Consider the following 19,255-nt stretch of genomic DNA (forward strand, 5'->3'; position numbering starts at 1 on the left):
ACTCGAGACTTACTTGATCAGCTTTGTCGCTCCCGACCGTTACGACTCGATGAAGGCGACGGGCAAGCTGCCGTCGCCCAAGGGGGTTGCCTTCTCGATCATCAAGCTCCTGCAGCGCGATGATTTCAGGGTCGCCGAGCTGGTGCAACTGGTCCAGTCCGACCCGGCGATCGCCGGGCGCCTGCTCAAGTTCGCCAATGCCGCCGCCTTCGGCCGTCCGCGGCCGATTGTCTCGCTGCACCGGGCGATCGTCGCCCTCGGATCATTCCGGGTGCGTGACCTGGTGATCGGTCTCTCGGTGATGCACAGCCACACCAGCGGTCAGTGCCTGGCGTTTGATTACGGCGCCTTCTGGGGACATTCACTGGCCACCGGAATCGCTTGTCAGGAGCTCGCCCGTATCGCGCAGATTTCGAGCGAGGAAATCTTCACCATCGGCCTGCTCGCGCGGGTCGGCGAGCTGGCCATGGCCTCGCTGTACCCCGACGAATACGCAGCGGTGCTGCTCAAGGTGCGGACCGGGCGGTACGACCTGGAGACGCTCGAACGCGAATGCTTCGCCATGGACCACCATCAACTCGGCGCCACGATGCTCGCCGAATGGGGGCTGCCCGACATGCTGATCCAGGCCGCGTATTTTCACGAAGAGCCTGACGTGGCCGGCTTTCCGGATGGCTCACGCGTCCAGACGCTGACCCAGTCGCTCAATTTCGCCCGTTCGCTGGCCGCGATTTGCATGGCCACCGAGGAGTCGCGCTGGAGCCTCCTGCCCGGTCTCCTGACCCGAGCGGCACGCCTGGGAATCAGCGGTGATGCCTTGAACGACATGGTCGACCGGATCGTGCGCCGCTGGCGTGAGTGGGGATCCATGCTCCAGGTGCGCACCCCGGAGATGCCCCCTTTTGCCGAGGTCCTTGCCGCCAGCCCACCTAGCCGACGCGTCAGCACCAGCCCATGCGAAGAGAACGGAACCGTCGCTTCCCCTCGCCTGCAGATCCAGTTGTTCGGCATCCCGTCGGCCGAACTTCCCGCCCTCCGGCAGCAGATCGAAAGTCTGGGTCATCTGCCCGTGGTGGTCGAGACGACTGCCGAAGCCATCAAACAGGCCCTGCGCCAGCCGGCGCAGATCATCATCGCCGACCTGACGATGCCGGGGCTGAAACCGGCCCTGTTCTGCCGTATCCTTCGCCAGACGGCCGCGGGCAAGGAGACTTACGCCCTCCTGCTGGCTTCGCCGGACAGCGAAGGCCACGTTCTCGAGGCCATCGATTCCGGGGCGGATGATGTTCTGGTCAAACCACTGACCATCCAGACCTTACGGGTGCGCCTCAATACCGCGACCCGCATGCTGCTCCTGCGCGAAGAAATCCAGCGCGAGCGCCGCGGCATCATGCGCTCGACAGACGAGTTTGCCGTGGCCCACAAGCGCCTGCTGCGCGATGCGCTCACGGACACCCTGACACAACTCCCCAACCGTCGCCACGGGCTCGATTTCCTCGCCTCCGAATGGACATTTGCCCAGGGCAACGCCTTGCCGATGGCCTGCCTGCTGCTCGATATAGACCACTTCAAGCGGATCAACGACACTTACGGCCATGCTGCCGGCGATGCCGTCCTGCAGCAGCTCGCAGACCTCCTCAAACGCGCCTCACGCGCCGAAGACCTGGTCTTTCGCTATGGCGGCGAGGAGTTCGCCGCCGTTCTGCCCAAAGCCAATATCCACACCGCGCTGCAGATCGCCGAGCGCATCCGCGCTTTGGTTGAGAAATACGACTTCCTCTGGCAGAGTCGGTCGATCCCCCTTACCGTGAGCATCGGCCTGGCCACACTCAAGAGCGCTGAAACGACCAGCCAGGCGCTCATCCAGGCGGCCGACGCTGCGCTCTACCAAGCCAAGAACGGCGGCCGCAACCGCGTCACTGTCGCCACCTGAGGGGGTAGATTCAGGTCAGCAAGGCTGCCGCGTGATGGTGCAGGTGATCGTCGATGAAGCTGGCGATGAAGAAATAGCTGTGGTCGTAGCCCGCTTGCAGGCGCAGCTTGAGCGGATGTCCGGCGGCGGCACAGGCCTGGCGTAGCGTCTCCGGCTGCAACTGCTCAAGCAGAAAACCGTCGGCTCCGCCCTGATCGACCAGCAGAGGCAGACGTTCGCTGGCCCCGGCGATCAGTTCACAGGCGTCCCATGCCTTCCAGGCGGCACGATCCTCGCCGAGATAGCGCGCAAAAGCCTTCTGCCCCCAGGGACTGGCCAGCGCGTGGCTGATCGGTGCCAGTGCAGACAGCGAGCGATAGCGACCGGGATTGCGCAAGGCACAGACCAGAGCGCCGTGACCACCCATTGAATGGCCACTGATTCCCCGCCGCGCGTCGATCGGCAGATTCGCCTCGATCAAAGCCGGCAATTCGTACACCACGTAGTCGTGCATCCGATAGTGCTCCGCCCACGGTGCCCTGGTCGCGTTCACATAGAAGCCGGCACCGTGGCCGAAATCCCAGGCTCCCTCCGGGTCGCCCGGCACCGCGGCGCCGCGCGGACTGGTGTCGGGCGCGACAATGGCCATCCCCAGTGCCGCCGCGACGCGCATGGCGCCGGCTTTGTGCATGAAGTTCTCGTCGTTGCAGGTCAACCCGGAAAGCCAGTACAGCGCCGGCACCGTCCCGCTTGCCGCCTGTGGCGGCAGATAGACGGCAAACACCATGTCGCAATGCAGCGTCGCCGAACGATGGCGGTAACGCCGGTGCCAACCGCCGAAACAGCGGTTGACGGCGACCTCCTCAAGCGTGCCGGGAACCAAGTTCATCGCCCCTCAGAAGCGGATCACCGAGCGAATGCTCGCGCCGGCATGCATCAGCTCGAAGGCATGGTTGATATCCTCCAGACCCATGGTGTGGGTGATGAAGGTGTCGAGAGGAATCTCGCCGCGCTGGGCGCGTTCGACGTAGCCCGGCAATTCCGAGCGGCCACGCACGCCGCCGAATGCCGAACCGCGCCAGACGCGGCCAGTCACCAACTGGAAGGGGCGGGTCGAGATCTCTTCACCGGCGCCGGCGACACCGATGATCACCGATTCACCCCAGCCCTTGTGGCAGCACTCGAGCGCCGAGCGCATCACCTCGACCTTGCCGATGCATTCGAACGAATAGTCGACGCCGCCATCGGTCAGGTCGACGATCACTTCCTGGATCGGCCGGTCATGATCAGCCGGGTTGACGCAATCGGTGGCGCCGAGTTGCCTGGCGATGGCGAATTTGGCCGGATTGGTGTCGAGCGCAATGATCCGCGACGCCTTGGCCATCACCGCGCCGATGACCACCGCCAGGCCGATGCCACCGAGCCCGAAGACGGCCACCGTCGCGCCCGGCTCGACCTTGGCGGTATTGATCACCGCGCCAATGCCGGTGGTCACGCCGCAGCCGAGCAGACAGACTTTCTCCAGCGGCGCATCGCTGGCAATTCTGGCCAGCGAGATTTCGGGCAACACGGTGTACTCGGAAAAGGTCGAGGTACCCATATAATGAAAGATCGGCTTGCCGTTCCGGGAGAAGCGACTGCTGCCATCGGGCATCAAGCCCTTGCCCTGGGTGGCGCGAATCGCCTGACAGAGATTCGTCTTGCCTGACTGGCAGAACTTGCAGCGTCCGCACTCGGGAGTGTACAGCGGGATCACGTGATCGCCGACAGCGACCGAAGTCACCCCCGGGCCTATGGCCTCGACGATGCCGCCACCCTCGTGACCCAGAATGCTGGGGAAGACACCCTCCGGATCGGCACCCGAAAGTGTGAAGGCGTCGGTATGGCACACTCCCGTGGCCACGATGCGAACCAGCGCCTCGCCGTATCGTGGCGCCTCGACGTCGACTTCGGTGATTTCCAGCGCTTGCCCGGCAGCCCAGGCAACAGCGGCGCGTGCTTTGATCATCAGTGACTCTCCTCAGGTGGGTCCACAGGGCAGATGGCGGCTGCGTGCCGTCGCGAACAGCAGCAACTCACCAGCGATGAGCGCCTCCTCCCGGCAACACCAACCGGACGGGGCACTAGTGCAGATCGCCGCGCTTCAGGCGCGGCAGGCGAAGCACTTCGATCCCCTCCTCACAGAGCGACTCGTACTCCTCGGCACTGGCCTGACCGCGAATCGAGCGCCGGCGCGCCTCCAGATAGTGAATCCTTCTCGCCTCTTCGGCAAAGTGGGTACCTACATCCTCGCAGTTGGCCAGCAGAACTTCGGCTAATTCGGTCAACTGCCGATAGGCAGCGCGAGCGCCAGCACGCTTGTCGCCGGCGAGCGATTCCTCTGGCTGCGCTGGCGGCAATGCGGTTGGCGGCAACGGTGCTGGCCTGGCGAGATGGACCGCCGACGGCACGCGACGAATCGCCCTCGAGCCGCACTGCGGGCAGGCGGTCAGGCCGCGCGCGAGTTGGCCATCAAAGTCCTCGCGAGACTGGAACCAGCCTTCGAAGCGATGGTCGTGCGGGCAGGCAAGGTCAAAAATGATCATTGGGGATCAAGGCTGTAAACCTGCAGTGAAGGATGGTACCCGGAGCCGGGATCGAACCGGCACAGCCGCAAGGCCGAGAGATTTTAAGTCTCTTGTGTCTACCTGTTTCACCATCCGGGCGTATTGCCAATATCAGAAGAACTGCTTGGCGAAGTTGGCCAGGGCCACGGCCAGCACGGTGCCCAGAATCCAGCGGATCAACACCAGTTCAGCCCTGACTTCGGCGACCGATGCTTTCACGTCGGAAATGTCCGTTTTGGTGGCCAACTGGCCTTGCAAAGCCTCGGAAAAGGCTTCCCGTTGCGCCTCGGCCATCGCTTCAGCCAGTTGCGCAGAGGCGCCAGCGGCTTCAAGCCGTTTGGCAAATTTGAGCGTGTCGAAGGTTACTGTACTCATCGCCCGCATCGTAACCCACTTGACAGCCTGCCAGCAACCGGGGACCTGTCGCGCGCAGGGCTGAGCCACTATGCAAGGGGTGAGGTCAATGCCGGCAACACACTTGTCGCTGTCAGTACGGCACAGAAACGGCACAAGGGGCGGCAACTGACGATTCACAAGCTGTACATTGAGCCTCTTGTGCCCGTCTGTTTCACCATCCCGGCACTCCCGGCAACCATGCCAGCCCGGAATGAAAAAAAGGGAAAGTGCGGCTTCACACTTTCCCTTCGATATCTGGAGCGGGAGAAGAGTCTCGAACTCTCGACCTATACCTTGGCAAGGTATCGCTCTACCAACTGAGCTACTCCCGCAATCAATCCTGCTGACCACGCTGGCCCGATTTCAACGACCGAAACGACCGTGCGCAAGCCAGCGCAGCGAATTATCCGTATGCCGAGGCAGGCTGTCAAGCGCAAGCCTTTTCCAATGTGGTATGAGCCTGAACGAGGCGCGTATTTCCACCCAGGAATGAGCCTGAGGGAAAGAAATTGAGGGTGAACTGAAGTGTGGGTTGATCATCGCAAGGATGGTGATCAACATGAACGAAACACGGCTGTGTGCGATCGAGCAGATCGAACAATTTCTCAGCGCCAGCGCGTCAATCGAGTTCTCGGCGACGGGCGACGACAGTGAGCGGATGGGCACATCAGTCGCGTACTCACACGCTTTGATTACCCTGGGCGGAGCAAACGGGAGCGGGGCGTGCTGCACAGGTACCTGCAGCTACAGCCGGGCTCAGGTCATGCGTCTGGTGACCCGGTGGCATCGCAACCGACTGGCCTCCGTTCCCATGGCGAAGGGCTGCAGCAGGCCTTGATCATCGTTTCGGCCACCTACCGAGAAGCGTCGCCCCCAGTCCGGAGTGGTCCATCCGCGGTACGCAATGCCAAGGTCGCCGGCAAGGCAGTGCCGAACGAATAGCGTTTATCTGCCGCCCCGAGGACGTTCGGTCCAAGCGCAGGCGTATCGCGGCAGATAAACGTGGTTAACATTGGTCATGCGCGCACAGTCCCGGCAGATCGCCGGCGCTGCTGCGCGCCAGGGTCAGGACATTGGTGAACAATCGACCCCCTTGCGCCAGACCGAAGCGCGCGAAGGTGCCGCCGATATCGGCGACGAGGATGGCCGAAGAGCGCGTCGCATTGCTCATTCCACTGTGCCGCAAGGCGCGTGCGACGGTGATAGGGGCGCATCATCCGTAATGCGATCGAACGAAGCACGCAGCCGCGGCAGATAGCTCGCGTATCCCTCCTGCACGAACACGACCAATGCCTCACGCACCCGACAGCGCAGATCCCAGGCATTGGACGCATCACGGGCGCTAACCAGCGCGCGAACCTGCATCGCGCGCTCGGTCGTTTCGGTGACCTGCAACAGGCACACGCGGCCATCCCATTCCGGTGCGGCGCGGCAGACGCGCTCCAGCTCCTGCCGCAAGGGTTCGAGCGGCATGGCGTAGTCCACCCACAAAAGCACCGTGCCGATAAGTTGTGAGGTCGATCGTGTCCAGTTCTGGAACGGATGCTGGATGAACCATTCCAGCGGCACGATCAGCCGGCGCTCGTCCCAGATGCGCACCACGACGTAGCTTCCTGTGATCTCCTCGACCTTGCCCCACTCTCCTTCGACGATCAGTACGTCGTCGATGCGGATCGGTTGCGTGAGAGCGATCTGCAGCCCGGCAATCAGGTTCCCCAGCACCGGTCGGGCAGCGATGCCCGCAACCAGCCCGGCGACGCCGGCCGAGGCGAGAAGGCTGGCGCCGATCTGGCGCACGCCGGGGAAGGTCATCAGAATCGAAGCTACGCCAACCAGCCCGACAAGGCTCATCACGGTGCGTGATAGCACCCTCGCCTGGGTGTGCACGCTGCGCGCCCGCAGGTTGTCGGCGATATCGGCCGGATGCAGGCTGATCACCGCCTCGGCCATGCCCTTGACAAGGCGGATGCAAAGAAAGGTCAGAACGGCGATCAGGGCGATGCTCAGAAGATGGCGCAGCGGATTGATCAGGAACAGGGAATCCGGTGCATCGCCTGCCGCGATCTGGACCAGGAGCAATGGCAGAAGCAGTTGCACGGGACGCCGGCCGTAGGTAACCAGGCTGCCGGCGACGACGAAACCGCTGGAAACGCGGCATGCTATCCGATGCAGCAGGGCATGGACGAGCAAGCCGATCAGGATCGCCAGCGAGCACTGCAGCCCCAGTTCCAGCCATGGCCGGCTATTCGCCAGCGAAAATTCAAGCCAGTTCATCGCCTCCTCCAGTTTCATAGAGAACGCGCCACGCTAAAGCTCGGTCCGGCAGCGGTGCCAGGCACGGAGCGCCGGAATGTCGCCGCGGTCGCCGACCCCGGAAAATCTAGTCTGAATGCGCCTCTCGCCGCCAGTACGTTCTCCATACTTGCCAAAAAATCTCAGCCAGACAAAGCCAAATACGCCGGCTGCCAGGGAAGCCAATAAAATTGTCATCTTCGAGGCGTTTATGGTCTCCGGACTAGCTGGAAAAGCGAGATTGGTGATGAAGATCGATATCGTAAAGCCGATGCCGCCAAAAATCCCCGCGCCAACCAGATGCGACCACTTCAACTCGGATGGCAAACGGCACATTCCGCTCGCCGCCGCCAAGTGGGTCCACTTTACCTTGACGACAAGGTCGAGAACAAGCCGCCGCGCTCCTCCACCCGCCCCTGTACAGCGGCGGGGGACCGCGCTCAGTAATGCGGCGGAATCTGCTCGCGCGGGTTTTCGGCAACGACCGGCCCCTCCTGCAGTTGCTGGTAAAGATGGCGCAGTTGCTGCTGCAGCAGTTCGATCTGCTGCTGTTGCCGGTAGACCGCGAGATTGAGTTCGTCGACCAGATCCTCGGTAAGGCTGATCCTGGTTTCGAGTTCCGTGAGGCGTTCTTCCATCAGTGACTCCCTGGATTCGATTGGCTTTGCGGTTGACGGGGTTACAGGGCGTTGATGATCGACGTCAAGGCGTCCACCGGGTAGCTCAGCGGAATCATGGTGTGGTCAACGCGGGTGAAGACGCCGACCTGCTCGGGATGGGCGCTGAACAGCACGTGGTGATTGGCAATCCCGTCCACATCGAGCCAAAGAGTTCCCTCGCGGTCGATCGGCGTATGGCCCACGATGAACGGCGTATCCGCTGCAACCTGCAGCGCGCGGCGAAAGCGCTTGACATCACGCCGGTTATAGCCCTGCGGCCGGTTCTGCCGATACAGGCGATTGTTGATCAACTCGGAGATCAGCGCCGGGTAACGATGGATCTGCACCAGCATCTCCAGGCTGACTTTGGACTTCGGCGCCGCAGCATGACAGGCGACGAAGTCGGACGACACGACCACATAGGGCAAGAGCCCGTAAAACTCGGCCATGGCTTTCAGATAGACCGTTCCCCGTCGCTCACTCAGTTCCTTTGCCCATAGGAGGCCCTGCGGAATCCCGTCCTTGGCAATATTCTCGGAGAACGAATCGTGGTTGCCGCGCACATAGAACACCTGCTCCGGAAAATGCAGCTTGAGGCGGAAAATGAGATCCATCAGCAACATCGAGCCTTCCATTTCCCTGAGTTGCCCGTCGACCTCGCAATGCACCGCGTCACCGAGGATGACCAGGGCTGCACTGCCTGCCTCCAGCGCATCGAGGAAGGCATTCTGGCTGAGCACGGTCAACAAATTGTCGACCTGGGCATGCAGGTCGGCGACCACGATAGGCGTCAGCTCCTGGGGCAGGGCCAGCACTCCGCCGGGTAGTCCGCGATCGTCCCTGGGGCGATGAACTTCCTGACGCAATACTTCGTTGACCTGCGCAATGAGCGGCAAAGCCTCGTCTCTCGGCAGTAACTGAATCGGGCCGCCGAAGATCTCGCGCAGCAGCCGAAGCTTGTTCACCCGAATCGACTTGACTTCGTCGCGTACCGGCGCGATGGCGGTGCCGGCGTCGCTCAGGTTGCGAAATACCAGCGCGTCGCGGCCGTAGATCACGACCAGGTGCTGCTCGTCAATCGCCGACGGATAATCAAAGAGCGCTTGCTGGACAGCATCCGCCGACCCCAGGGCCAGCCAACTCTTTGGGGTCAGGCGCAGGAAGCCGCTGATCCGGCGCAGATGGGTGCGCGGATCGACGATGATGAAGCTGCCGACACTGGTCGGCTCGCCGCGCGAGTTCAGACGGGTTTCCGGGTAGAGATGAAGCCGCCTGTCGTTCAGACCGAGGGTGATTTCGATCGGAATACCGTCGAGCGGAACCCGTACCTTGGTGCTGCCGAGCCGATAGGCATCGCCCAGCTTGAGGTTGTGACCCCAGCCGAAGCCCAGCCGGGCAGAAAGTGCTTTCAGCCAGGCGAGAAGGCTCGAAATACTGAACAGTCGTCGCGTGGCGGTCCTTTTCACGGCTGTGATGGCGGATCGAGGAAGCGTCGCGGACAGAGATCCATTCCCTCACGGAGATAGACCGTGAAGCCCTTCTGGTGCAGATGCTCGGCCACGCGACGGAAGACTTCGAGCTGCGCAGTGCAGATGTCGAGGCTGAGCTGCGCATCTACCGGGTGGGTACTCTGCTGCGCCCGGTCCGCGCGGCGCTCGAAGACTACTTCCGGTGGCGGCAGCAGAAATTCGAACGTATAACGGCGATACCAATCGACGGACAGGAAACTGCGTTTGCGCGGCGGCAAAACCAGGCGCGAGAAATCGACCGGCGGCAAGGGGTCGCAATCGAGGAACTCGGCATCAAAAACCGATACCGCGTTCTCCAGGCCTAGAAACGGCATGCCGAGATGGATCTCCCGCGGCCGCACCGACAGAATCTCGGATCGCCACCAATGTTTCTGGCCCAGGTCCAGGTAACCCTCTTCCGACCAGCCACCGAGACGCATGATAAGGGTGCTTTTGCCGGCGCCGGGGGGACCGGTCACCAGGAGCTGGCGATAGCGCACGTCGCTGGGGAAACCGATCCCTTTGAAGTGCTGCAGCGACTCGACGGGCTGGGTGGGCAGATCCGGCACGGTTCGACGCTCAATCCATCGCTGGTGCAATGGCCGGCATGGAGCAGGCGGCTGGACTGAGCGCGGCCATTTCAGGAAAGAATCGCTCTCAGGATTTGGAAGGTGCCGGCCGCCACTAGCGCCCCGACCGGAACGGTGATGAACCAGGAAACCACGATGCCGCTGATGACCCTCAGGTCCAGGGCACCGATGCCGCGCGCGATTCCGACGCCGATCACGGCACCGACCGCAATGTGGGTGGTCGACACCGGCAATCCCAGACCGGAAGCCGCGACGGTCACCAACGAAGCGGCGATGGTCGCGCAGTAAGCTCGGGTTGGCGTCAATTGAGTAATCTTGTAACCCAGCGTGGCCATCACCCGGTAGCCATAGGTGGTCACCCCGGCGACGATGCCCAGACCCCCGATGAACAACAGGAACGGCGTTACCGGCGAGGTGGCCGACACCGCCTTGGTCTCGATGATCTGAATGGCCGCAGCCATCGGGCCGATGCCATTGGCGACATCGTTGGAGCCGTGGGCGAAGGCCATCGCCGCGCCGGTGAACACCATCTGCGGGACGAACAAGCGCTCGACGGTGGCGTACTGGAAGGCTCGGTCGGCCCCCTCGTCGTTCCCGACACGGTTCATCATCAGCCTGGCGCTGACGGCCAGGACAACGCCGATCGCGACGGCGAGGAACTGACCATCGAGCTTGCCGAGATTGATATCGACGTGCTTGAGACCCTGGCTGATGGCGATCAGCGAAACGATCCAGCCGACCAGGAAGGCATACAGCGGCCCCCACTTGCGCGCCTGGCCGACAGGATCGCCGGTGTTGAAGATCAGCCTGCGAATGCTCATGGTCAACAACAGCGAGACACTGCCACCGAGCACCGGCGAGACGAACCAACTGGCGACGATTTCGCCCATCATGTACCATTGCACGGCGTCGACGCCGTGCGCCGCGACGCCGACCCCGCAGACGGCGCCGACGATCGTATGCGTCGCGGACACCGGCCAGCCACGCAGCGTGGCGACCATTAGCCAGATGCCGGCGGCGAGCAGCGCGGAGAGCATTCCGAGCAACAGTAGATGCGGCACCGGCGCAAAAAGCTCGCCGTCGATGAGGCCATGCGAGATCGTATCGGCGACGCCGCCGCCGGCCAGATAGGCGCCGAGGAATTCCATGACCGCGGCCAGGACAACCGCCTGCCTGACCGTGATGGCGCCGGAACCGACCGTGGTGCCCATGGCGTTGGCCACGTCGTTGGCGCCGATCCCCCAGGTCATGTAGAGGCCAAAAGTCAAAGCCAGGACGTAAAACAGGGTTTGATGCTCGGCGATCATTTTCATGAGCCGACCCGCAAACGGACAGAGCACTGGCTGCGAGCGTGGCGCCGACGACCAGAGGCAGCGGGCGGACAAACTGGCTGGCACACTCTCTCGGTTCCTGCTTAGCGGCGGGCGATCAGCAGACGCAGGGTTTCGCCCACCTTCTCGGCGTAGTCGGCCAACGCGCCGACCCACTGAATCAACTGGTACCAGAACATCACCGAAACCGGCTTGTGCTTGTCTTCCTCGGCGAAAAGTACCCTGGCAAGATGCATCCCCATGACGTCAGTATCACTTTCCATGCGCCCCAGTTCGACGACCATCGCCTGTACCCCCTGCGCCCCGCGGCCACGGAAACCGCTCTCCAGCAGGTCGTCTAGTTCCTCGATGATCTGCTGCGCCAGTCCGCAGGCGTCGACGCATCGGCTCACCAATCGCATCAGTGGTTCGGCCATTCCTGCCGGAACCTCCATCCTGCGCTCGACGAGCAGGCCGGCGATATCCTGGGCGGTGTCGGCAATGGCATCCTGCATGGCCAGCAAGGCCAGCAGGTCCTGCCGATCTACCGCCAGGAGCAGACTGCGCGGCAGATGGTCGCACATATCCGCGCGCACCGCGTCAGCCTCGCCTTCCTTGATGAAGATCCGGTTCTTTTGCTCCTCAAGTCGGTCCTGATCGTCGTCGATCAGCGCCTGGAACAAGGCCGGCACTTCCGCCACGCATTCCATCACGATGCGCATGTGCTGTTGCAGGGGCTTGAATGGCGATTTGCCAAACAGGGCCGCAATCGGGTTGGTCGATACCATCGTGTTCCTCCGCTAACGCAACTGAAGATGTGCTGCCGGCGTGGGAGGGCGAATCGTCACGCCCGGAGACGCCACCGACAAGCGCTTGCCGCGGCAGTCGATAACCCGGTCTTGGCTCCCGGCGCGAATTGTATGCCGAAGTTCAGCAAAAGAAACGCCCCGTTGCCGGGGCGTCCAGGGATGCAAAGCGAGCGCTCCAGGCGATCAGGAGTTCTGCAGCAGGATCTCTTCGAGCGTTTGGGCCGATTTCTTGCTCGCCCGCAGAACCTTTTCCTGCAGCGAGTAGAACTGTCGCATGCGCATCGCCCGCAAGGCGGCGACATCGTCTCCCTCACGATCAAACAAGCCCTTGATCGCCTGATAGATGACCGCGACCGATTTCTCTTCGATGCGCTCGATTTCAACGCACAGGTCGACCGTCTCCTGGCTGCGCGCCCGCTCTTTCAGCGAAGCAATCGCTCGCGTCAGGCGCGCGCACGCGTCGACAGTCATCGCCGCCAACTCGCGCGACTGACTGCTGGCCTCGGTGATGTTGTAGATACTGGCCGCCTGCGCGACATCCTGCACCGCATTCATCACGTTGTCGATGTCCAGCGTCAGTTTATAGACCTGGTCACGGTTGAGCGGCGTGACGAAGGATTTGTGCAGCATGGTCAGCAAATCCGCCTTGATCTGGTCTGCACTGGCCTCGTTCATGTTGATTTCCTCGACCAGGGCAGCAACGTCTTCCTTGCTGACCCCCAGACTGGTGATCAGACGCAGCATGGCATTGGCGCCGGCCAGAACGCGCTCGCTGTGCGCCGCGAGAAGCTCGAAAAACTCGGCTCGCTTCGGTAACATATGAAAAACCTCCCTTGATTGACTGTGGTGACGACTATTGACCGGTTCCGATGGCCTGTACTGAGCGAGCTGAGTGACTCCCCGTCGCAGGGGAGTCACTCAGGCGAATGAAACGCTCGCTACCTACATGACTTTGGTCCCGATATACCAGAAGATCGCGGCGATCAGGCCCGCGGCCGGAATCGTCAGCACCCAGGCAACCATCAGGTTGGCGGTGATGGCCCAGCGCACCGCCTTGACATCGGTGGCCGCACCGACTCCGATGATCGCACCGGTGATGGTATGCGTCGTCGACACCGGAATGCCGCCAAACGTCGCCAGCGCCAAGGTGATCGCCCCGCCCATCGAAGCGCACGAACCACTGACCGCATTGAGCTTGGTGATCTTGGTGCCCATGGTCTTGACGATTCGCCAGCCACCGAGATACGTTCCCCAGGAGATCGCGAAATAGCACGCATAAATCACCCAGTTCGGCAGCGTCGCGACGTCCTTGGTTGCCACCCCGGCAGTGATCATCAGCAGCCAGATGATGCCGATCGTTTTTTGCGCATCATTCCCGCCGTGTGCCAGGCTGTAGGCACCGGCGGCGAACAACTGCGCCCCCTTGAAAAACTTCCCGGCCTTATACGGCGAGGTGCCTCGGAAGATCCAGGCCACCAGCACCATCAGCAAGCCGCCAATGATCACCCCGACCAGCGGCGAGATGATGATGAAAGCGAGGATCTTGCCGAAACCATCCCAGACGATCGGCGCCCCCGAACCGGCCTTGGCCACGGTCGCTCCGACCAGGCCACCGACCAGCGCGTGCGACGACGACGACGGAATACCGTAGTACCACGTAATGATGTTCCAGGCCAGCGCCCCCACCAGCGCCCCGAAAATCACGTAATAATCGACGAAGGTCGGGTCAACCGTTCCCTTGCCGATCGTCGCCGCCACCTTGAGCTGGAACACCCACAGTGCGGCAAAGTTGAAGAACGCGGCAAACAACACCGCCTGTTTCGGGGTCAGGGCACCGGTCGCGACGATCGTCGAAATCGAGTTCGCGCCATCATGAAACCCGTTCATGAAGTCGAACGCCAGCGCGATTGCGATCAGCAACGCCAGCGTCCAGATGCTCATATTTAGGCCTTCCATTTTCCGCAGCCTCTCAGGAATTTTCGATCAGGATCTCTTCGATCATCTTGGCCGCTTCCTGGCAAGAGTCGAGGACCGCTTCCTGAAGAGAGTAGAACTCCCTCATCTTCATCGTCTGCCAGATGTTGGCGCCGTCCGCGAACAAAGCGGTGATCGCCTTGTGCTGCACTTTGTCGGCTTTCGACTCGATGGCCTCGATCTCCTTGCACAGATTGAGCGTTTCCGCACCGCGAGCCTTGTCGCCCAGAGCAGCCACCGCACGGTTGAGGCGCAGGCACGCGTCGGCGCTCAAGGACGCCATTTCGCGCGCCTCCACCGTCGACTGTGTGATGCTGTACATTCCCAGCGCATTGGCCACGCTCTGCAGCATATTGAGCGTCGTGTCGAGATCGGTGATCAGCGCGTGGATCTGATCGCGGTTGATCGGCGTGGTGAACGACTGGTGCAAGCGCCCGATCACCTTGGCCTTGATCTGATCGCCATTCTGCTCATGTTGATTGACTTCCGCGACCAGCGCGGAAACGTCGGCACTGCCATCGCCCAGCCCATTAATCAGACGCAAGGTTGCGTTGGCCCCGGCCACCACCTGCTCCGAGTGCGCGGCGAGAAGTTCAAAGAATTCCTTGCGTTGCGGCATCAAACTACTAAACATACGACCTCCCTTGGTTATCTGTTCTTGCGAACAGCTCACGTAAAAAATCTCTGCCGGTCAATTGTCGGCACGTCTTGAACGGCTCCTGGATTTCAGCCCGCAACACCACACCCCGAAGGCAAAGGCCCGCCGCCTCGACGACGACGAGCCGTGCGGTTTCGTACCGATCAGCCCTTCTTCTTGCGTTTGTCGCCCTTCTGTTTGGCCGCCTTGTCGATTTTCTTTACCGGCTCCGCCTTGGCAGATTTCTTGCCAACCGCATCTCTTGCGGTCACTCGCGAGGACTTCGCCTGCGCCTTGGCCGGCTTCTGCGCCCCAACCGGCTGAGCTTCGACGACAGCTTGCCGCCGGGTCGGCTGCGCTTGTGCAGCAGCCACCGGCGCAGCGACGGGATCGGCAGATCTCACGGCGCCTGCCCTTGCCGCTGTGACCTTCTTCCCGGCCTTGGCGGGCGCATTCGTAGTAGTAGGGGTCGGCGCCACCTCGGCAACCGGGCTGGCGCCCACCTTGCGAGTCGGTGCAGCGGCAGCCGGGCGCGGCCGTGCCTGCTCAGCACCGGGCTGGCTCGCCGGCGCGGCGGCCGGAGCTTGGTCCTCCGGTGCGGCGACAAGCGGAATGTCGGTGGCCAACAGACGCTGGGCGAGCGACTCGTCTTCCTTCTTCAGGCTGGCCCGCAGAGCGGTCTTGTTGGTGTTGGCGGGTGTGGTTGTGGTCATCAGGATTCTCCCAGTTGTTCAAGAACGGCAGCAATCAGCTTGCGAACTTCTTGCTGTGCGGCTATGGCGGCGCTGCCGAGCTGAAAGACTGATGCGCCGATGACCGCACTCTGCGCATAAGCGTTACGCTGGGAAAGCATCACATCGAGTATGGGCAACGTAAATTCATGTAACAAGTCAAGCACATCGACGGCCAGCGCGGTGTTCTGCACGCGGTTGGGGAGAATGCAGCCGTGCAGGCGATGGCTTTGTTCCATGCGATTGAGGATCAGTCGTTCGACGGCGAGCGTCGACCACAGGTCGGTCGGGCTCGGCACCGCAGGGATGATCGCCAGATGCGCCACGGCCAGCGCAGCCAGCGTAGACGGGTGGTAGATCGACGGTGGAGTGTCGAGAACGACGTAATCCGCTTCGGTCTGCAACTCAGTAACGTGCTTGATCAGTTCCAGGCCCGACATCTTGCGGACATCGAGTTGCAGATCGGAATCGAGCAAGGGAGCCGACTCCGCCCAGCGAAAAGCGCTTTCCTGCGGGTCGAGATCAACCAGCAGCACCGAGGCACCGATAGCGTGAAAACCGCCCCCCAGTTGCATCGCGACGGTGGTCTTGCCGGCGCCACCCTTTTGCGAGACGACAGCGATCACCCGGCCTAGCGACATTGACATGGCACCCGTTTCATAAGGAATTTGTTGATGTGAAGAGTCTGCATAACTTTCAATTATGCCAGCATGCGGAAGAGCGACAAGCCTGAAATGGCCCGGAAAAGGGCCATGAAATGGGCCATTTTTTGCCGAATCGCCCAGCGCCTGACTTAAGTCAAGGAAAACGGGCGCCACACCTAGTGATTGCCTAAAAACCATATCGTCAGAATGCCCAAACGGTGATGACTTTCAAGACGCGCCCGATCATCAAAATCATGACCGTTTCCCTCCCTTGCAGGGCGCATTCCGGCTTGCACGCCGGAATCGCTCGATGGGCACGGAGCATGCTCCGTGAATTCCCCATCTCCCCCCCAACCCCTCTCCCGCAATGCGGGAGAGGGGTTGGGGGGGACGCGACTTTCATCGTAAGCGAAGCGCCAGCGGGTGGCCTGAACGCGACTCCAGGAAGCGTTGCGACCGAGGAAAATCAGCCGTCGGCGAGCAGGTTGAGCGTTCTGGCCCTGAATACCGCGTCGTGGCGACTCGAGGCGCGCAGCTTGCGGTAGATGTTCTGCGTATGCCGCTTGACGGTCGCCCGAGAAATACACAGTTCCTCCGAGATTTCAACGTTACTCAGCCGGGCCGCGAGCAGTTTGAGAATTTTCAGCTCCCGCCGCGTCAGGTCGGTGCCCACCCGTTGACGACCGGCGCTCACCAGCCAGTCGTCTTTGAACGCCGAAAGAATCTGGGCAACGTAGCGCGCCTGCCCCTTGTCGGCTTCCAGGCGCTTGAGCAGCGGCGCGAGTTCCTGCCCCAGATCGACAAACAGGCGAATGAAGCCCCCCGGCTGCGCGACTGCCAGTGCACGACCGAGCAGGTCGGTGGCTGCCGCCTCCTCGCCCTGGGCATGGTGCAGCAAGGCCTGCAAGGCCAGCACTTCGATCAGGAACCTGAGGTTATGCCTGGCCGAAAGCCTTGCCGCCAGCAGTTGCAGCAGGCGACCGGCCTGCTCGCGGCTATCGACCGTTCCCTCGGCCATCCACACCCGGATCAGCGTCAGGTGGGGAGCGCTGAAGAAGCGGTAGTCGAACTGAACTGGGCCCGGATCAAAGCTCCGCGCCCAGTCCAGCGCGTCGTTGATCCGGCCCTGACGCAGCGCGAGGTCTGCCTGACAGGCCCGAGCGCGAAACAGTGCCGGAGAATTCTTGTTTTGTACAAGACGCTCGCAGACCGCATCGACGATCTCGCGCGCCCGCTCCGCCTGGCCGAGCGCCTGGTAGACGGCAGCCAGGGCGAACGAGATTTCAGTCCGGTAGCCAAGCTGCGGCGCCTGCTGGGCGGCAATTGCCGGCAGCAGCGTAGCCTCCGCCGGCGCGAGTTCATTCCGCTGATACTGCACCAGGCCAAGAAAGTAGCGCCCCAGCGCCGAGTTGATTTGACTGCCGAAGCTGGCATCACTCAGCGGGTGCTTGAGATTGGCGGTCCACTGGAGCGCCGACAGGTCGGCAGCCATCCAGTCGATAAAACACAGCGCGACCACCAAGCTTGCCTGACAGATATCAATCGGACCCGATGCCCGGACCAGGGCATCATGGATGCTCTGACGCGCGCCGCCCAGGTCGCCGCTGAGCTGCCGCGCTCCAGCCAGAACCGCCTGTGCCGTGACGCGCGCCTGCACGCAGTCGGTCGCCAATCGTTGCAGGGCTTGCTCGGCACACGCCAGGGCCAGGTCGGCGCACCCCTCCAGATAGTGTTGCAGGCTGCGCAGCGCGAGAACATTGCCGTGCAGCCAATCCGAGCGCAGCGTGTCGGGAGCGGGGTCATGGCTATCGAGCAAGGCCTCGATACGGTCGAGAACGGCAGGCGTCTCGCGGTGGCGGCCCTGGTGATGCATCAGCCAGGCCTTGAGCAGCAGCAGTTGGGGATCGTCCTCGACGGCGTCAAGCGGCAACAGGCGCAGGCAACGGTCGAGGCGCTGTCGTTGCTCGCGGTTGATGAGCAGGTTGTGATGGCGGGCCAGCAGCTCCGTCGCCGCCGCTACGCCGGCGCCGGCGAGCATCTGCGGGATCGCTTCCTCCAGCAGACCCTGCGTCTCCAGCCAGGCGGCTGCCCGTTGATGCAGCTCGGCGATCTCGGCCGCGGCATGGTGCATCCGTAGTTCCCGCTGCAGAAACTCTCCGAAAAGGCGGTGGTAGCGATGCCACTCGAGCCGATCGTCAACGGCGCTGGCGAGCACTGCCCCGCTGACCACCAGGTGCATGAAAGCCTGGCCGCCAAATTCTTCACCGCCCGCCGCCGTCCCTTTGCCGAGCAAGGCGTCGCACAAGGGGGCACAGAAGCGGTCGACGACCGATGTCCTGAGCAGGCAATCACGCACGACTGCGGGCTGCTGGGAGAGCACCTCCTCGACGAAATAGGGCTGCAAAGGCGGCATTTGACCGCTGATGCAGCGCCCGTAATCGTTCTCGTCACACTCCCCTGACGCGTCGACGGCGCGTCCCTGGCGCAGCGCCAAACCCGCCAGGCGAACAGCAACCGGCCATCCGTCGGTGGCGTTCTGCAGGCTGGCCAGTGCCGCTCCCGGGACGGCGCGTCCGGCGCAGCGCTCGATCAGGGTGGCGCTTTCCAGCGCTGAAAACTGGAGGTCCCGCGTACGAATGTCGCTCATCATCCCATGCACGCGTAGCGCCCCGAGAGACAAGCGGGGCTCCTGGCGCGTGATGATCACCAGATGAAGAGCGCTCGACGGGCGCGCCAGCAAGCGATCGAGCAAGGCGTGTGCTCCTGACGAGTGGAGGCGATGAAAGTCGTCGAGGACGACGACAAGGGGCGCAGACAACGCGTCCAGATCGTTGCTCAGGCTGCTGGCGAGAACCGGCAACGGCAACCGCTGCCCGGAATTGAGGTGGTCCAGAGTCTCGCCACAAGCGTCGACAAACGCGCTCCGCACGGCGGCCACCAAGTAGCCGAGAAGGACCAGCGGATCGCTGTCTTCACTGTCTAGCGAGAGCCAGACGGACGAACCGTCGCGGCGGCCGAGCCAGTCGGCAACCAGGGAAGTCTTGCCATAGCCGGCCGGTGCCGAGAGCAAGGTCAAGGGTAGTTCACTGCCCGCTTCCAGCCGGGCCAGCAACTCGCTGCGGACGACGAAGTCATGGACGATCCGGGGACAGTGCAGCTTGCTGCACGTGATGTGGACCAATGGCAT

At 62.5% G+C, this 19,255-nt stretch carries 19 protein-coding genes and 2 tRNA genes; 1 reads left to right on the top strand and 20 read right to left on the bottom strand.

Annotated features, from left to right (window positions below; all coding sequences use genetic code 11):
• Positions 1 to 13 precede the first annotated feature (13 nt).
• Entirely contained in the window at positions 14 to 1,933 is a 1,920-nt protein-coding gene (locus ACCAA_RS05765; protein WP_186406269.1) for a GGDEF domain-containing response regulator, read from the top strand.
• Between the two features lie 10 nt (positions 1,934 to 1,943).
• Here ACCAA_RS05765 and fghA read toward each other — a convergent pair whose 3' ends face one another.
• The 20 genes from fghA to ACCAA_RS05865 form a co-directional block, all read right to left on the bottom strand.
• Positions 1,944 to 2,801, bottom strand: coding sequence for an S-formylglutathione hydrolase (gene fghA, locus ACCAA_RS05770; protein WP_186406270.1), 858 nt, complete (start codon positions 2,799 to 2,801; stop codon positions 1,944 to 1,946).
• 6 nt (positions 2,802 to 2,807) lie between these two features.
• Positions 2,808 to 3,920: an S-(hydroxymethyl)glutathione dehydrogenase/class III alcohol dehydrogenase gene (locus ACCAA_RS05775; protein ID WP_186406271.1), complete on the bottom strand. Its 1,113-nt coding sequence runs from the start codon at positions 3,918 to 3,920 to the stop codon at positions 2,808 to 2,810.
• A gap of 115 nt (positions 3,921 to 4,035) precedes the next feature.
• Entirely contained in the window at positions 4,036 to 4,497 is a 462-nt protein-coding gene (locus tag ACCAA_RS05780; protein ID WP_186406272.1) for a DUF1178 family protein, read from the bottom strand.
• A 33-nt stretch (positions 4,498 to 4,530) separates the two neighbouring features.
• Positions 4,531 to 4,617: transfer RNA gene (locus tag ACCAA_RS05785), tRNA-Leu, on the bottom strand.
• A gap of 12 nt (positions 4,618 to 4,629) precedes the next feature.
• Entirely contained in the window at positions 4,630 to 4,893 is a 264-nt protein-coding gene (locus tag ACCAA_RS05790) for a CCDC90 family protein (protein WP_245754461.1), read from the bottom strand.
• Positions 4,894 to 5,170: 277 nt separating this feature from the next.
• Positions 5,171 to 5,246: transfer RNA gene (locus tag ACCAA_RS05795), tRNA-Gly, on the bottom strand.
• Between the two features lie 674 nt (positions 5,247 to 5,920).
• On the bottom strand, positions 5,921 to 6,085 hold the full coding sequence (locus tag ACCAA_RS05800) for a hypothetical protein (RefSeq protein ID WP_186406274.1): 165 nt from the start codon (positions 6,083 to 6,085) through the stop codon (positions 5,921 to 5,923).
• A complete protein-coding gene (locus ACCAA_RS05805; RefSeq protein ID WP_245754462.1) occupies positions 6,082 to 7,188 on the bottom strand; it encodes a mechanosensitive ion channel family protein in 1,107 nt (368 codons plus the stop codon). Before ACCAA_RS05805 ends, ACCAA_RS05800 begins: the two co-directional genes overlap by 4 nt.
• A gap of 33 nt (positions 7,189 to 7,221) precedes the next feature.
• Positions 7,222 to 7,560, bottom strand: a complete 339-nt coding sequence (locus tag ACCAA_RS05810; protein WP_342674031.1) for a Na+/H+ antiporter NhaA — start codon at positions 7,558 to 7,560, stop codon at positions 7,222 to 7,224.
• An 86-nt stretch (positions 7,561 to 7,646) separates the two neighbouring features.
• Complete coding sequence (locus ACCAA_RS05815) at positions 7,647 to 7,844, bottom strand: SlyX family protein (protein WP_186406276.1); 198 nt, start codon at positions 7,842 to 7,844, stop codon at positions 7,647 to 7,649.
• A gap of 41 nt (positions 7,845 to 7,885) precedes the next feature.
• A complete protein-coding gene (locus ACCAA_RS05820) occupies positions 7,886 to 9,331 on the bottom strand; it encodes a metallophosphoesterase (protein WP_186406277.1) in 1,446 nt (481 codons plus the stop codon).
• Positions 9,328 to 9,942: a serine/threonine protein phosphatase gene (locus ACCAA_RS05825; RefSeq protein WP_186406278.1), complete on the bottom strand. Its 615-nt coding sequence runs from the start codon at positions 9,940 to 9,942 to the stop codon at positions 9,328 to 9,330. The genes ACCAA_RS05820 and ACCAA_RS05825 overlap by 4 nt, the downstream gene beginning before the upstream one ends.
• Before the next feature lie 71 nt (positions 9,943 to 10,013).
• The gene (locus tag ACCAA_RS05830; protein WP_186406279.1) at positions 10,014 to 11,276 is read right to left on the bottom strand and encodes an inorganic phosphate transporter; all 1,263 of its coding nucleotides are present in this window, start codon (positions 11,274 to 11,276) and stop codon (positions 10,014 to 10,016) included.
• Between the two features lie 101 nt (positions 11,277 to 11,377).
• Positions 11,378 to 12,061 carry a TIGR00153 family protein gene (locus tag ACCAA_RS05835; RefSeq protein ID WP_186406280.1) on the bottom strand — a complete coding sequence of 228 codons (684 nt, stop codon included), beginning with the start codon at positions 12,059 to 12,061 and terminating at the stop codon, positions 11,378 to 11,380.
• 204 nt (positions 12,062 to 12,265) lie between these two features.
• The gene (locus ACCAA_RS05840; RefSeq protein WP_186406281.1) at positions 12,266 to 12,901 is read right to left on the bottom strand and encodes a DUF47 domain-containing protein; all 636 of its coding nucleotides are present in this window, start codon (positions 12,899 to 12,901) and stop codon (positions 12,266 to 12,268) included.
• A gap of 123 nt (positions 12,902 to 13,024) precedes the next feature.
• Positions 13,025 to 14,038, bottom strand: coding sequence for an inorganic phosphate transporter (locus tag ACCAA_RS05845; protein WP_186406282.1), 1,014 nt, complete (start codon positions 14,036 to 14,038; stop codon positions 13,025 to 13,027).
• Between the two features lie 13 nt (positions 14,039 to 14,051).
• A complete protein-coding gene (locus ACCAA_RS05850; protein WP_186406283.1) occupies positions 14,052 to 14,690 on the bottom strand; it encodes a DUF47 domain-containing protein in 639 nt (212 codons plus the stop codon).
• 167 nt (positions 14,691 to 14,857) lie between these two features.
• Positions 14,858 to 15,406: a hypothetical protein gene (locus ACCAA_RS05855; protein WP_186406284.1), complete on the bottom strand. Its 549-nt coding sequence runs from the start codon at positions 15,404 to 15,406 to the stop codon at positions 14,858 to 14,860.
• Positions 15,406 to 16,242: an AAA family ATPase gene (locus ACCAA_RS05860; RefSeq protein ID WP_342674032.1), complete on the bottom strand. Its 837-nt coding sequence runs from the start codon at positions 16,240 to 16,242 to the stop codon at positions 15,406 to 15,408. Before ACCAA_RS05860 ends, ACCAA_RS05855 begins: the two co-directional genes overlap by 1 nt.
• A gap of 292 nt (positions 16,243 to 16,534) precedes the next feature.
• Complete coding sequence (locus ACCAA_RS05865; protein ID WP_186406285.1) at positions 16,535 to 19,249, bottom strand: winged helix-turn-helix domain-containing protein; 2,715 nt, start codon at positions 19,247 to 19,249, stop codon at positions 16,535 to 16,537.
• Between the last annotated feature and the right edge of the window lie 6 nt (positions 19,250 to 19,255).

Source organism: Candidatus Accumulibacter aalborgensis, from assembly GCF_900089955.1.
In the GTDB taxonomy this organism is placed as follows: Bacteria; Pseudomonadota; Gammaproteobacteria; order Burkholderiales; family Rhodocyclaceae; genus Accumulibacter; species Accumulibacter aalborgensis.